Below are 13,938 nucleotides of genomic sequence, written 5' to 3' on the forward strand. Positions count from 1 at the left end.
ATCCACGGTCGGTTACGGACATGATCGGGTGGTATGAACAGCCCGACGACGGCCCAGCGGCAAGCCAGGGAGGCAAGTCCGATGAGCACGCCCAACAAGGACATAGAGAAGGTCGAAGTCAGGCTCAAATGGGATCCCAGCCCTCCGGGCGCCCCGGCCCATGACCTCGACATCATCGCGGCGACCTACCTCGCGGAGGCGCCGTACGGCAGCCCTGCATATCTCGTGCACTTCGACAGCCGCTCCCCGGACGGCACCATCACCCTCAACCGCGACAGCAGGACCGGCCAGGGCCTCGGTTTCGACGAGGCCATGACTCTGGAACTGGACCGGTTGTCGACCACGTACACCCGGGTCGTCGTCGGAGTCGCCATTCAGCAGCGCGACGGCCGCAGGACATTCGCCGAAATAGCGAACACCGGCGTTCAGATTCGGGAGGGCTACACGAATCTCGCGGAGGACGACTTCTCCGCGGTCGGCGCCGCCACCGCGGCAACCGTCGCCGAATTCATCCGCGGTGCCTCCGGCGGCTGGGAGTTCCACGGATCGGTCCGGGGCTTCGACGGGGACCCCGATTCGTTCGCCGGAATGATGGGAAGCCGTACGCCCGGAACGTGACATGTCACAGGGCGCGGTCCACGCAGCACGCGTCCCGCCCCTGCCCCGGAGCCGCGGCACGACGAAGGGGACCGACCGTCGGTCGATCCCCTTCGAGCGAGCTGCTGATCAGCTAGGCGCGCAGGTTACGTCGGACGTTGCGTCCCACGCGATGGCGCCCGGTGTCAGCTGCAGCCGCTGGTCGAGCCGCAGCCCTCGCAGATGTAGCAGGATCCGGCGCGCTGCATCTTCGTACCGCAGGAGAAGCAGAGCGGCGCGTCCGCGCTGATGCCCAGCTGCATCTCGACGAGCTCCGCCGAGGTGTGCGCCGTCTTCGGGGCCGGCTTCTCGGCCTCCTGTACGGCGGCCACCGCCTTCAGGGGCTCCGTCCGCACCGGGGCGGACTGGGCCAGGCTCTCGATGTCCAGCTCCTCGTCCTCCAGGGAGGGCTCGTACGAACCGGTGTCGAGGTGCCGCTGGCGCTCCTCGGCCGAGTGGATGCCGAGTGCCGAGCGGGTCTCGAAGGGCAGGAAGTCCAGCGCGAGGCGGCGGAAGATGTAGTCGACGATCGACTGCGCCATCCGTACGTCCGGGTCGTCCGTCATGCCGGCCGGCTCGAAGCGCATGTTGGTGAACTTCGAGACGTACGTCTCCAGCGGGACGCCGTACTGCAGACCGACCGAGACTGCGATGGAGAAGGCGTCCATCATGCCCGCGAGGGTGGAGCCCTGCTTGGACATCTTCAGGAAGACCTCGCCGAGACCGTCGTCCGGGTAGGAATTGGCGGTCATGTAGCCCTCGGCGCCGCCCACCGTGAAGGAGGTGGTGATACCTGGACGGCCCTTGGGGAGGCGCTTACGGACCGGGCGGTACTCGACGACCTTCTCGACCGCGGTACGGATGGTCTCCTCGGCCTTGGCCGTGACTGCATCCGCTGCGGATTTTCCCTTCTCCTTGGTCTTCGCGGAGAGGGGCTGGCCGACCTTGCAGTTGTCGCGGTAGATCGCGAGCGCCTTGACGCCCATCTTCCACGCCTCGAAGTAGACCTCTTCGACGTCCTCGACGGTGGCCGTCTCCGGCAGGTTCACCGTCTTGGAGAGCGCGCCGGAGATCCACGGCTGGATCGCGGCCATCATGCGCACGTGGCCCATCGCGGAGATGGAACGCTCGCCCATCGCGCAGTCGAAGACCTCGTAGTGCTCGGTCTTCAGACCGGGGGCGTCGATCACATTGCCATGCTCGGCGATGTGGGCGACGATCGCCTCGATCTGCTCCTCCTGGTAGCCCAGGCGGCGCAGGGCCTGCGGCACGGTGCCGTTGACGATCTGCATCGAGCCGCCGCCGACCAGCTTCTTGAACTTGACCAGGGCGAGGTCGGGCTCGAGGCCGGTGGTGTCGCAGGACATCGCGAGACCGATGGTGCCGGTGGGTGCGATGACCGAGGCCTGCGCGTTGCGGAAACCGTTCTTCGCGCCGAGGCGGATCACGTCCTGCCAGGCCTCCGTGGCGGCGGCCCAGATCGGGTTGTCCAGGTCGTCCATGTGGACGGCCGCGGCGTTGGCGTCGGCGTGCTGCTTCATGACGCGCTGGTGCGGCTCGGCGTTGCGGGCATAGCCGTCGTACGGACCGACGACCGCGGCGAGCTCGGCAGAGCGCTTGTACGAGGTGCCGGTCATCAGCGAGGTGATGGCACCGGCGAGGGCACGGCCGCCGTCACTGTCGTACGCGTGGCCGGTCGCCATCAGCAGGGCGCCGAGGTTGGCGTAACCGATACCGAGCTGACGGAAGGCGCGGGTGTTCTCGCCGATCTTCTGGGTCGGGAAGTCGGCGAAGCAGATGGAGATGTCCATCGCGGTGATGACGAGCTCGACGACCTTGGCGAAGCGCTCCGACTCGAAGGACTGGTTGCCCTTGCCGTCGTCCTTGAGGAACTTCATCAGGTTCAGCGAGGCCAGGTTGCACGAGGTGTTGTCCAGGTGCATGTACTCGCTGCAAGGGTTCGAGCCGTTGATCCGGCCGGACTCCGGGCAGGTGTGCCACTGGTTGATCGTGTCGTCGTACTGGATGCCCGGGTCGGCACAGGCCCAGGCCGCCTCGGCCATCTTGCGGAAGAGGGACTTGGCCTCGACCTCTTCGATGACGTCACCGGTCATCCGGGCGCGCAGCCCGAACTTGCCGCCGGACTCCACGGCCTTCATGAACTCGTCGTTCACACGGACCGAGTTGTTGGCGTTCTGGTACTGGACGGACGTGATGTCGTCGCCGCCCAGGTCCATGTCGAAGCCCGCGTCACGCAGGGCGCGGATCTTCTCCTCTTCCTTCACCTTGGTCTCGATGAAGTTCTCGATGTCGGGGTGGTCGACGTCGAGAATGACCATCTTGGCCGCACGACGGGTGGCGCCACCGGACTTGATCGTTCCGGCGGACGCGTCGGCGCCCCGCATGAAGGAGACAGGACCGGAGGCGTTGCCACCGGAGGACAGCAGTTCCTTGGAGGAGCGGATACGGGAGAGGTTCAGGCCGGCGCCGGAGCCGCCCTTGAAGATCATGCCCTCTTCCTTGTACCAGTCGAGGATCGACTCCATGGAGTCGTCGACGGCCAGGATGAAGCAGGCGGAGACCTGCTGCGGCTGGGGCGTTCCGACGTTGAACCAGACCGGCGAGTTGAAGCTGAAGATCTGGTGCAGGAGGGCGTATGCCAGCTCGTGCTCGAAGATCTCGGCGTCCGCGGGAGAGGCGAAGTAGCCGTGGTCCTCACCGGCCTTGCGGTACGTCTTCACGATCCGGTCGATGAGCTGTCGCAGACCGGTCTCGCGCTGCGGGGTGCCGACGGCCCCGCGGAAGTACTTGCTGGTGACGATGTTGACCGCGTTCACCGACCAGAAGTCGGGGAACTCGACGCCACGCTGCTCGAAGTTGATCGAGCCGTCGCGCCAGTTGGTCATGACGACGTCACGGCGCTCCCACGCCACCTCGTCGTACGGATGTACGCCGGGGGTGGTATGGATGCGCTCGATACGCAGACCCTTGCTCGACTTGGATCCCTTGACTCGGGAACCTCGTGCCGGGCCGCTCGCCGTCTCTGTCATGCCGCCTCCCATATGTGGGCAAAAACGCCCTGAAGTGCCCAGAACTTCCCGGGGCACAGTCTGTCTCTGATGCTTCGGGTGCCACGCACAGCACCCGGAGCGGGTCTATATGCAGCCGCCCTGTCGCCGATCCACGGACCTGTGTCGATCGGCCGGTGCCGCTCAGTCGGCGGCGACGGCGGGAACGGGGACCTCAAGGGTCTCGCCCCTCCCGCGCTCCTCCACGGAAGGCCGCCGCTCGCGAAGTTCCGCGATGGCGGCCTCGAAGTCTTCAAGTGTGTCGAACGCCCGGTACACGGACGCGAAACGCAGGTACGCGACGAGATCGAGCTCCTGCAGGGGGCCGAGGATGGCCAGACCCACGTCATGGGTGGTCAGCTCGGCACTGCCGGTGGCACGCACTGCCTCCTCGACCCGCTGGCCGAGCTTGGCGAGGGCGTCCTCGGTGACCGGCCGCCCCTGGCATGCCTTGCGCACGCCGGAGATGACCTTGGTACGACTGAAGGGTTCGGTCACACCGCTGCGCTTCACCACCATCAGCGAGCAGGTCTCCACCGTCGTGAAACGGCGGGAGCAGTCGGGGCACTGCCGGCGACGGCGGATCGACGTGCCGTCATCGGTGGTGCGACTGTCGACGACCCGGCTGTCGGGGTGCCTGCAGAAGGGGCAGTGCATGGCTCCCAACCCTCCTTCACAGCACGACTGAATAGCCTCTTCAGGGCCCGTCAGGGCCCCTCGAAGCTGTCACAAGCATAGGCGATGGCCGCACCCCCGGCGGACCGGGGACCACAACTTCTGGGCGGTTGGGACAATCCAACCACTAGATCTTGGGTTTGGCCGCTCATTCAGCCCTAGCGCGTGTCGCGCATCGCGGGCGGACCGCAGGCAGCGTACGGCCGAGCACGAGGTTACGGGAACCGCGCGGCTGCCAGGATTGCGGGGCTCCTGCTGTCAGACTCGGACAACGACGCGGAGGCCACCCCGCTTGGCGACGCCGCGCCGGCGAGCGCTACCGTAATAGTCCGAATTGCCGGTCGGCCCAAGAGGCCGACCCAAGCAGAGTCCCGGTCACTCCAGCCATTGCGCATACACCCAGCAGTGAACACACGACAGGCTTTTATTCGTTTTTCACTCGAACGTGTGTTTGGCGCAACCTTTCGAAAGCTACTACCGTTGTCCAGCTAGGGAGACCATTCGAGAGGGGCCGACGTGACCACCACCGCAGACAGTGCCACCATCACTGCCCAGGACCGCTCCCAGAGCCGACTCGAGCCGGTGCATGCCATGAATGACTCAGTCACGAACACGGAGGGGCCAGAGCCCGTGCGCCCGGCGCGCTCGTTGCCCGGCCGACCTCCAGGTATCCGGGCGGACAGCTCGGGGCTCACGGACCGGCAGCGGCGAGTGATCGAGGTGATCCGGGACTCCGTGCAGCGGCGTGGCTACCCGCCCTCGATGCGGGAGATCGGTCAGGCGGTGGGCCTGTCCAGCACGTCCTCCGTCGCACATCAGCTGATGGCCCTGGAGCGCAAGGGCTTCCTGCGTCGCGACCCACATCGCCCGCGGGCGTACGAGGTGCGCGGATCGGACCAGCCCAGCTCGCAGCCCACCGATACCACAGGAAAGCCCGCGGCGTCGTATGTGCCGCTGGTCGGCCGGATCGCAGCCGGTGGCCCGATCCTCGCCGAGGAATCGGTCGAGGACGTCTTCCCGCTCCCCCGCCAACTGGTCGGTGACGGAGAGCTGTTCGTCCTCAAGGTCGTCGGTGACTCGATGATCGAGGCGGCGATCTGTGACGGCGACTGGGTCACCGTGCGCCGCCAGCCGGTCGCGGAGAACGGCGACATCGTGGCAGCCATGCTGGACGGCGAGGCCACGGTCAAGCGCTTCAAGCGGGAGGACGGCCATGTGTGGCTGCTCCCGCACAACTCCGCGTACCAGCCGATCCCGGGCGACGAGGCGACAATTCTCGGCAAGGTGGTGGCGGTGCTGCGGCGGGTGTGAAGACTCGCCGGTTCCGACCGGGCCCCGGGATCCACTGCGCCGATCCCGGGGCCCTGCCTGTGCCGTCGGGCACTGGGGGCGGGCTACTGGTCGTTGGCCTTGGCTGCCGCATCGATAGCCGCGAGTGAGCGGCGCGCCTGGTTACGGTCGGTGGTGTACCAGAAATCGGGCAGCGAGGCGCGCAGATAGCTGCCGTACCGGGCGTTGGCCAGCCGCGGATCGAGCACCGCGACCACACCCTTGTCGCCCGTGGCCCGTACGAGTCGGCCGGCGCCCTGAGCCATCAGCAGCGCGGCATGCGTCGCCGCGACGGCCATGAACCCATTGCCTCCGGCCTCCTCGACCGCCTTCTGGCGTGCGCTCATCAGTGGGTCGTCGGGACGCGGGAACGGAATCCTGTCCATGACCACCAGCTGGCAGCTGGCCCCGGGCACATCCACGCCCTGCCAGAGCGACAGCGTGCCGAAGAGGCAGGTCTCGGGATCGGCTGCGAAGTTCTTGATCAGCTCGCCGAGGGTCTCCTCGCCCTGCAGCAGGATCGGCTTGTCGAGCCGGCTGCGCAGTTCCTCGGCGGCGGCCTGGGCCGCCCGCATGGACGAGAACAGCCCGAGGGTGCGCCCGCCCGCCGCCTCCACCAGTTCGGCGAGTTCATCCAGCATGTCGGTGCGCGAACCCTCCCGACCGGGCGTGGCCAGATGCCTGGCGACGTACAGGATTCCCTGCTTCGGGTAGTCGAACGGCGACCCGACGTCGAGCCCCTTCCACTGCGGAATGTCGTCGCCCGCAGTGCCTTCGGGAGCGAGTCCGAGCGACGCCCCCACCCCGTTGAAATCCCCGCCGAGCTTGAGCGTGGCCGAGGTGAGGACGACGGACCGCTCGGCGAAGAGTTTCTCGCGCAGAAGCCCGGATACGGAGAGCGGGGCGACCCGCACAGAGGCGCCGAAGCGGTCATGCCGCTCGTACCAGACGACGTCGTACTCCGAGCCCTGGGTGATGCGCTCGGCGACGCCGTGAATCGTCTCCACCGATGCGAGTGCCTGCTTACGGACGGCGTCCTCGTCCTGGACGGACTTGTCCCGCGTGGCGCCCAGGGCCGAGATCACCGTACGCGCGGCGTCACGAAGGGCCAGCAGTGCGTAGCCGAGGTCCTCGGGGACCTCTTCCAGACGACTGGGGAGCGCCAGCTCCATCACTCGCTCGAAGCCCTCCGACGCGGTCTGCAGGGCGTCAGCGGCCTTCTCGTTGACCAGCTTCGCCGCTCGGCGCACCGCGCGGTTGACCTGGCCGGGGGTGAGCTCGCCGGTGGCCACTCCGGTGACCCTGGAAACCAGCTCATGGGCCTCGTCGACGATCAGTACTTCATGCTGCGGAAGCACGGGAGCGCCCTCGATGGCATCGATGGCGAGGAGGGCGTGATTGGTGACGACGACATCGGCGAGCTTGGCACGCTCACGGGCCTGCTCCGCGAAGCACTCCGCGCCGTACGCGCATTTGCTGGCGCCCAGGCATTCACGGGAGGAGACGGAGACCTGCGCCCAGGCACGGTCGGATACGCCCGGGGTGAGGTCGTCGCGATCGCCGGTCTCGGTCTCGTCCGACCAGTCCCGCAGCCGCAGCAGATCCTGACCGAGCTTGCTCGACGGGGCCGCTGCCTCGAACTGATCGAAGAGCCCCTCCTCCTCGTCCTGGGGCACTCCTTCATGGAGCCTGTGCAGGCAGAGATAGTTCGAGCGGCCCTTGAGCATGGCGAACTGGGGACGGCGGCGCAGCAGCGGATGCAGGGCGTCGACCGTGCGCGGAAGGTCGCGCTCCACGAGCTGGCGCTGCAGTGCCAGGGTCGCCGTCGCCACCACGACGCGCTCCCCGTGTGCCAGCGCGGGCACCAGGTAGCCGAGGGATTTGCCCGTGCCGGTGCCGGCCTGGACGAGCAGATGGGCATTGTCGTCGACAGCCTCGGCAACGGCTTCGGCCATGGCGGCCTGGCCGGGCCGTTCCGTACCGCCGACGGCGGTCACGGCGGCGTGGAGGAGCTCGGGGAGGGATGGCTTTGTCATAGCTCGACCAGCCTACGGGCCACCACTGACAACGGCGATCACTCCCGGACTCAGACGGAGAGGTGGAGCGGGTTGGGAACGGTCCCGTGAATGGCGGCGTGCGGGCGCCGGGGGCGGTCCCGGTAGCCGTCCACGTGCAGGCGGTTGCGGTTCAGACAGAGACGTTCGATGCGGGGCGTCAGCATGTCGAACATCTCGAATCGCTCCTTGAGCTCGGGGAAGCGGGCGTGGTGCCGCAGGATCTCGGCCCGCACGAGTGACCAGAAATCGCCCTCCGGAACTCCCAGCTGTTCCTCGCACAGTGGGGACAGAAAGCGAAAGACACCGATGAACAGTCCGGAGTGGATGAACTGGGTGAGGAAGGAGGGCTCCTCGGTGAGCAGGATGCGGCGTACGTCCTGTGGCATCGACTCATGCTCCGGCAGCGGCCGGGCGCTGATGTTCACATCGTCCACGAAGTCCTTGATCGCCAGGCGCACCGGTACGTCCTGGTTGTCGAAGACGACGATGGCGTTCTCGCCGTGCGGGGAGAACACGGTGCCGTAGCGGTAGAGGAAATGCAGCAGCGGCGGGAGCAGTGCGGCGAAGAGCCGGGTCAGCCAGGTGGTGGGCGTGAGCCCCGAGCGGGCGACGAGCTCGGCTGTGAAGGCGCGGCCCTGTGGATCGGTGTGGAGCAACGAGGCGAGGGTCCGGGCCCGTTCGCCCGGCGCGAGCCGGGGCTGGAGGGGTTCTCGCCAGATCGCGCCGAGGATCTCCTTGAACTGGTACGGGGTCTCCGGGAGGCGGTCGTAGAGCGGATGCTCGACGGTCACGGAGGCCACCTCGCCGAGGAGGATGACCTGGCAGGTGTCGCGCAGAAAGGCGTCCCGGTCGCGCAGGCCCTGGACCCAGGTGGTGACGGCGGGGGCCGCGAGGGTGCGTTCGGTCGGCAGTCCTCGCCAGACCAGCGTGTTGAGGATCGACAGGGGCAGTTTGACGGCGTGCCGGTCGGGGCGGGCGACGTTGGTGAACGTGCGGATGGACTGCTGAGGCAGCCGGAGATCGGCGTCGGTGTGGAGCGGAACGATGTCGCCTGCGGCGATGGCCGGGGCGAAGACCGGAACGATCCATTCGTCCCACTGCCAGGGGTGCACGGGAAGACACAGATAGCTGCCGGGATCGAGGCCGCGGGCGCGGAGCACGGCGGCGAAGGAGTCGCGGACCGACGAGTCGAGTTCCTGCACGTACAACTGCTCGGGTGTGGCCAGGCCGGTCACTCCGCGGTAGGCGGCGATCCTGGTGGAGACGGCGATCCACGGCAGCCTGACCGGCGTGCGGGCCTCCGGTGTGTAACGGGAGGCGTCGGTGGCGGAGAAGCCGAGGCGTCCCTTGTTGGCGACGAGCCAGGGGTGTCCTGTCTGGTGCCCTTCCAGCTCGGCGTAGTCGAGATCGGCCAGCCGGTCGGCGGAGAGCGCGGTGTGGTCGAGCCGGGCGTCGGCGGCAAGGGTGGTGGTGATCTCGCGGATGAGGTGGCCGAGGGTGGCGCCGTCGATCCCGAGGATGTGGCGGGCGCGGGCGAGGAACTGCAGTGGGTCACGGAAGGGGACGGTGTCGGTGTTCCGGTCCCGCAGTGGCTCGGCAGGCGCGCCCCGGTCGCTGTCCCGCATCGAGTCCGCCGGCGACTCCCGGGCGCTCCCGCACGTCTCCAGAACCGAATCGGGGGCGATGCGCCAACTGCCGTACACGCCCCGCCGGGCGCTGAAGCTCAGGGTTCCACCGTCATCGAGCCCGAGTGTGTACGTATCACCCCCGTCGGCCTGCCGGACCGGCTCGATGACTTCCTCGTAGGCGAATTGAGCGAGCATCTTCGCGAGCAGCCGGGCAGCGGCTCCGTCCCAGACCGTCCGGTTCAATTCTGGCGTGCTGAGCAGGTCGGCAGACTCCGCCGAATCACGGCTCGCAGGATATTTCGGCACGGGGACTCCTCGGGATGAAACCGATGGGGTTCGAGCGGTGTATGCAAAGCAGCAGATCGTTCACAGCTGGGCACGGTGGGTTCGGTCGCGGACCATCAGGGCGGCTCGTTTGTCGGAGAGTTCGACTTCCGCGGAGAAGCGGAAGCCTGCGCTGAGGAAGGCGGAGACGGAAGGGGTATTACGCAGGTCGGGCTCTGCCACAACACGTGCGCACAGGGGACGGTTGTCGAGTACGAGGTCGGAGACGGCCCGGAGCAGGGTGGTACCGACTCCGCGTCCGCGGTTGTTCACACCGCCGATGAGGAGGTGGATTCCGGTGTCGTGCGGTCGCGCGGGGTAGTGACGCGCCAGCGGATCGAGATCCGCGCGGTAGATCTCCCAGTAGCTCATGGGAACGCCTGCCAGCACGCCGAGGCACGGGACGCTGCGTCCGTCACCGTCGAGTTGAGGGCGCAGATGGTCGGCTGTGACGGATTCGGATCCGGCGAGTTCCCAGAATGCGGCGACTGCGGGGTCGTTCATCCAGCGGCTGATCGCGGCGAGATCGCGTTCCAGTCGCACGGGGACGAGTTGGAACACGCCGGCCGGGGTGGTGACCGGTCCCCAGTCGGCAGGGTGGTCGAGCAGATCCGAGGCGGCCGGCCTGCTCATGGTTGCCTGCGTGCCTGTGACCGGGCCCGCGTCGTCCGGTTCGGATGACGCGGACGCGTTCGGCGGCTGGGGGCGTGTCGCGGTGGCGGGTGCTTCCTCGCCGAACAGGACGAGGAGTTCTTCGGAGAGCGGCAGGTCCAGGGTGTCCTCGGCGCCTGTGTCGGCCTGTGGGGCAGGGCCGGTACCGGCGTCGGTGTGCGCATCGGCGGGAGCCACGGTGTCGCTCTCCTCTCGGCGGTTCAGGCGGTGGTCATATTCCCTCAGGCACACAGGGGGTTGGCAATGGTGACGTAGACGGACTGGGTGTCGACAGGCCCGACGAGTTCGTCGAGGCCGTGCAGCCGGGTCAGCAGGTTGGCCTTGCACCGCAGGTGGGAGTTTTCCAGCAGATGTGCGGGCAGCGGGGAGCCCAGTGCGGCGGCCGAGCCGAGGAATCGACGGAACGCGGCGATGAGAACGTGTTCGCCGGCGAGGTGCTGGGCACCGAAGGCTCCGATCAGGCCGAACACGTTGTTGATGCCGAGGTAGTAGGCAAAGCGCTCGTCGGTGACCGCGTCGGAGACGAAGGTGTCGCTGACCGATCCGATGCCTGGGAGCCGGTGCTCCAGTGCCGCGCGGTGGGACTCACGGAAGTAGTAGCCCTGGTTGTCACGGTACCGGCCGCCGACGGGCCAGCCGTGGGGATCGAGCAGCACCAGGGTGTTCTGCTGGTGGGCTTCGAGGGCCACGCCTGCGTGGGCGTCGAGCCAGAGCACAGGGCGTACGACGCGGTCGAGGTAGCGCAGGAACCACTCGGTGGCGACGGCACCTACAGCTCTTCCGGTGGCAGCGGCCAGGGAGATCACGATCTCGGCGAGGCGTGAGTGCATGCCCGTCCGGCCCGGCCAGGGGCGCGGGGCGGTGAGCGCGGCGATGCAGACCGCGTCGTCGTACGGACCGAACGGGTTGTGGCGCAGCATCACGTCGAGGCCTGCGACAGGCTCGCCGTCCGGGCCGTCGACGGCGAGCCAAGCGGGGTCGCGGACGATGTCGAAGCCCGGATGGACGGCGTGCCACTGCGCGGCGAGTCCGCTGCGGAGCAGCCGGTGGACCTCCACTCCACGGTGGAGTTCCTTGCGGAGATTCTCTCGACGGGAGTTGGTGATGCGAACGCCGAGGGAGAGCTTGAGCATGAGCTCCGCACCGGGCCGATGCACGGTACGGACGGATGAGGTGGGGTACCAGTGCTTCCCGTGCGGTCCGAGGTCGTGCAGGAGTCCGGCGTCGATCAGGGCGGCGGCTGCGGGCCGGTGTCCGAGTTCGCGGGCCTGCCACGGGTGGAGCGGAATCGGTGTGGCGTTGTCGGGGAGTTGCAGTCCTTCGGCATGGGAGGTGATCAGTTCCGTGGCCGATACGGGACGGCCTCCGTCGGTCCAGGCGGAGTCGGTGGCCAGCACGGACCGGTCGACAGCCATCCAGTGCAGCGGGAAGGAGCCGTGCAACTCGGGTGAGTAGAGGCGGGATTCGGAGTCCGAGAGGCCTTCACGGCTCTTGGGGGTGGGATGGAGCGGATGTCCGAGGAGAAGTGACTGCTCGGCGGTGAGGAAGAGGTCCGCTTCGGCCGGGGCGCCGGGGGTGCGACGCCGCTCGGCGATGAAGCCGGCCGTCCGCTGTACCGAGTCGGCGACCCGGGCCACCATGTCGGCGCCTTCATGGCGGTCGGCCTCGCGGCCCAGGAGAGCGGCGACCGTGACGGCGTCGGTGGGCAGTGCTCCTTCGGGTGCCCCCTCCAGGGCAGGCATGCCGAAGCGGTGCCAGCCCGTGGCGGACCAGTAGAGGACGGGGACGAGCAGAGCGGTTCCGCTGGCGGGGAGCGGGATTCGGAGCGTTTCCCCGGCCGGCCGGGGCAGGTCGCACTCCCGGACCCAGCAGCGGAGCAGATTCTCGACACCCGCCGTGTCGGCGGCCCTCAGCGGGTCCGGATGGTCGAGGAGGTCGGCCGGTGCCGCACAGGTGAACGTGGCCTTCGGGGCGTACCGCTCGTCGTGCAGTGCCGCCATCTGACGGGGCACGGTGGTCTGCTCGACGACGAGGTTGCCGGTCACTCCGGCCTGTCCTCGCTGCTGGTTGGGGGGAGGGCCGTCGGCCTGGGGTGCGGGGGTGGGGTTCACGGCGGTCTTTCTTGTGATGGTGTCCGGGGTCAGTGGATCGACCCGGTCGTGGTCCGGCGGTGCGGCAGGCGCTCGGCGGCCGCCAGGGCGTCGGCGAGGCGGTCCACGACCGCTGTTGCCTGTTCATCGGTGAGGGTGAGGGGCGGTAGAAGTCGTACGACGGTGGAGTGGCGTCCGCCGAGTTCGACGATGAGCCCGCGGCGCAGGCACTCCTGTTGGACGGCTGCGGCGAGGACCGGGGCGGGCGGTGGCTCAGGGCTGCCGCTCCGCGCAGCGGCCTCGGGGTCGACGAGTTCCACCCCGATCATCAGGCCCCGTCCGCGGACGTCTCCGATGGACGGGTGGTCCGTGGCCAGTGCCTGGAGGCGTGCAACCATCCGGGCGCCGAGTGTCGCGGCACGCTCGGCGAGACGGTACTCCCGCACGAAGGCAAGGGTGGCTGTGCCCGCCGCCATCGCGAGCTGGTTGCCCCGGAAGGTGCCGGCGTGGGCGCCCGGCTGCCAGGTGTCGAGTTCGGAGCGGTAGACGATCACCGCGAGCGGGAGGGAACCGCCGATGGCCTTGGAGAGCACCATCACATCGGGCACGATCCCGCTGTGCTCGATCGCCCAGAAGGCACCTGTGCGGCCGACGCCCGTCTGGACCTCGTCGGCGATCAGGGGGACGGACCGGGTCTCGGTGATCTCGCGCATCCGGCGCATCCAGCTGTCGGGGGCGGGGTTCACACCGCCCTCCCCCTGCACCGGTTCGAGGATCATCCCGGCCGGCGCGGGCGCGCCTCCCTTGGGGTCGTCCAGGAGGTTCTCGGTCCACCGGGCGGCGATCTCCGCGCCGCGCTCACCGCCGATACCGAAGGGACAACGGTAGTTCTGCGGGAAGGGCAGACGCGTCACCCGTACGTCCTCGGCACCGCCCGAGGCGGCAAGGGCTCCTGCCGTCATCCCGTGGTAGGCGCCGGTGAAGGCGAGGAGTCCGCTGCGGCCGGTCGCGGCACGGACCAGTTTGAACGCCGCCTCGACGGCGTCAGTACCGGCAGGTCCGCAGAACTGGATCCGGGCGTTGTCGGCGAACTGCCGCGGCAGGGTGGCGAACAGCTCCGTGGTGAAGGCGTCCTTTACCGGGGTGGCGAGGTCGAGCACATGCAGCGGTGCGCCCGAGTCGATCACCTTCCTGATCGCCTCCAGAACCACCGGATGGTTGTGCCCGAGCGCCAGGGTGCCGGCTCCGGAGAGACAGTCGAGGTATCGCCGCCCGTCCGCGCCTTCGATGGTCATTCCACGGGCGCGCACCGGCACGATCGGCAGTGAACGCGCATAGGTACGGGCGGCGGATTCGCGCAGCGACTGACGGCGCAGGATCCCCTCGTGCACCGCCGGTGCTGCCACCGGGGCTGGTTCGGTCACGGCCACGGCTGTTGGTCCTCCCGCTGTAACAGTTG

The 13,938-nt window shown here is 68.4% G+C and carries 9 protein-coding genes; 2 read left to right on the forward strand and 7 right to left on the reverse strand.

The window, feature by feature from the left end; genetic code table 11:
• Nucleotides 1-81: 81 nt before the first annotated feature.
• The gene (locus NRF20_RS12295) at nucleotides 82-618 is read left to right on the forward strand and encodes a TerD family protein (RefSeq protein WP_398630461.1); all 537 of its coding nucleotides are present in this window, start codon (nucleotides 82-84) and stop codon (nucleotides 616-618) included.
• Between the two features lie 164 nt (nucleotides 619-782).
• Here the strand turns inward: NRF20_RS12295 and NRF20_RS12300 are convergent, their stop codons facing one another.
• Both NRF20_RS12300 and nrdR read right to left on the reverse strand, forming a co-directional pair.
• Nucleotides 783-3,686 carry a vitamin B12-dependent ribonucleotide reductase gene (locus NRF20_RS12300; RefSeq protein WP_266357293.1) on the reverse strand — a complete coding sequence of 968 codons (2,904 nt, stop codon included), beginning with the start codon at nucleotides 3,684-3,686 and terminating at the stop codon, nucleotides 783-785.
• Between the two features lie 162 nt (nucleotides 3,687-3,848).
• Entirely contained in the window at nucleotides 3,849-4,361 is a 513-nt protein-coding gene (gene nrdR, locus NRF20_RS12305) for a transcriptional regulator NrdR (protein WP_398630460.1), read from the reverse strand.
• A 534-nt stretch (nucleotides 4,362-4,895) separates the two neighbouring features.
• Here nrdR and lexA point away from each other — a divergent pair.
• Nucleotides 4,896-5,690, forward strand: coding sequence for a transcriptional repressor LexA (gene lexA, locus NRF20_RS12310; RefSeq protein WP_093898912.1), 795 nt, complete (start codon nucleotides 4,896-4,898; stop codon nucleotides 5,688-5,690).
• 83 nt (nucleotides 5,691-5,773) lie between these two features.
• Here the strand turns inward: lexA and NRF20_RS12315 are convergent, their stop codons facing one another.
• The 5 genes from NRF20_RS12315 to NRF20_RS12335 are packed head-to-tail and all read right to left on the reverse strand — an operon-like array spanning nucleotide 5,774 to nucleotide 13,909.
• On the reverse strand, nucleotides 5,774-7,744 hold the full coding sequence (locus NRF20_RS12315; protein WP_398630459.1) for an ATP-dependent DNA helicase: 1,971 nt from the start codon (nucleotides 7,742-7,744) through the stop codon (nucleotides 5,774-5,776).
• Nucleotides 7,745-7,794: 50 nt separating this feature from the next.
• A complete protein-coding gene (locus NRF20_RS12320) occupies nucleotides 7,795-9,699 on the reverse strand; it encodes an IucA/IucC family protein (RefSeq protein WP_398630458.1) in 1,905 nt (634 codons plus the stop codon).
• Between the two features lie 60 nt (nucleotides 9,700-9,759).
• Nucleotides 9,760-10,566 (reverse strand): GNAT family N-acetyltransferase, encoded by an 807-nt coding sequence (locus NRF20_RS12325; protein WP_398630457.1) that lies wholly within the window; start codon nucleotides 10,564-10,566, stop codon nucleotides 9,760-9,762.
• Nucleotides 10,567-10,610: 44 nt separating this feature from the next.
• Nucleotides 10,611-12,500 (reverse strand): IucA/IucC family protein, encoded by a 1,890-nt coding sequence (locus NRF20_RS12330; protein ID WP_398630456.1) that lies wholly within the window; start codon nucleotides 12,498-12,500, stop codon nucleotides 10,611-10,613.
• Nucleotides 12,501-12,529: 29 nt separating this feature from the next.
• Nucleotides 12,530-13,909 carry a diaminobutyrate--2-oxoglutarate transaminase family protein gene (locus tag NRF20_RS12335; protein ID WP_266357303.1) on the reverse strand — a complete coding sequence of 460 codons (1,380 nt, stop codon included), beginning with the start codon at nucleotides 13,907-13,909 and terminating at the stop codon, nucleotides 12,530-12,532.
• Nucleotides 13,910-13,938 lie beyond the last annotated feature (29 nt).

The sequence above is a fragment of the Streptomyces sp. R-74717 genome, from assembly GCF_047305335.1.
Classification (GTDB): domain Bacteria; phylum Actinomycetota; class Actinomycetes; order Streptomycetales; family Streptomycetaceae; genus Streptomyces; species Streptomyces atratus.

Coding starts and splice junctions, on each gene's coding strand:
- NRF20_RS12295 (WP_398630461.1), top strand. CDS start 82: ATGAGCACGCCCAACAAGGACATAGAGAAGGTCGAAGTCAGGCTCAAA.
- NRF20_RS12300 (WP_266357293.1), bottom strand. CDS start 3,686: ATGACAGAGACGGCGAGCGGCCCGGCACGAGGTTCCCGAGTCAAGGGA.
- nrdR (WP_398630460.1), bottom strand. CDS start 4,361: ATGCACTGCCCCTTCTGCAGGCACCCCGACAGCCGGGTCGTCGACAGT.
- NRF20_RS12315 (WP_398630459.1), bottom strand. CDS start 7,744: ATGACAAAGCCATCCCTCCCCGAGCTCCTCCACGCCGCCGTGACCGCC.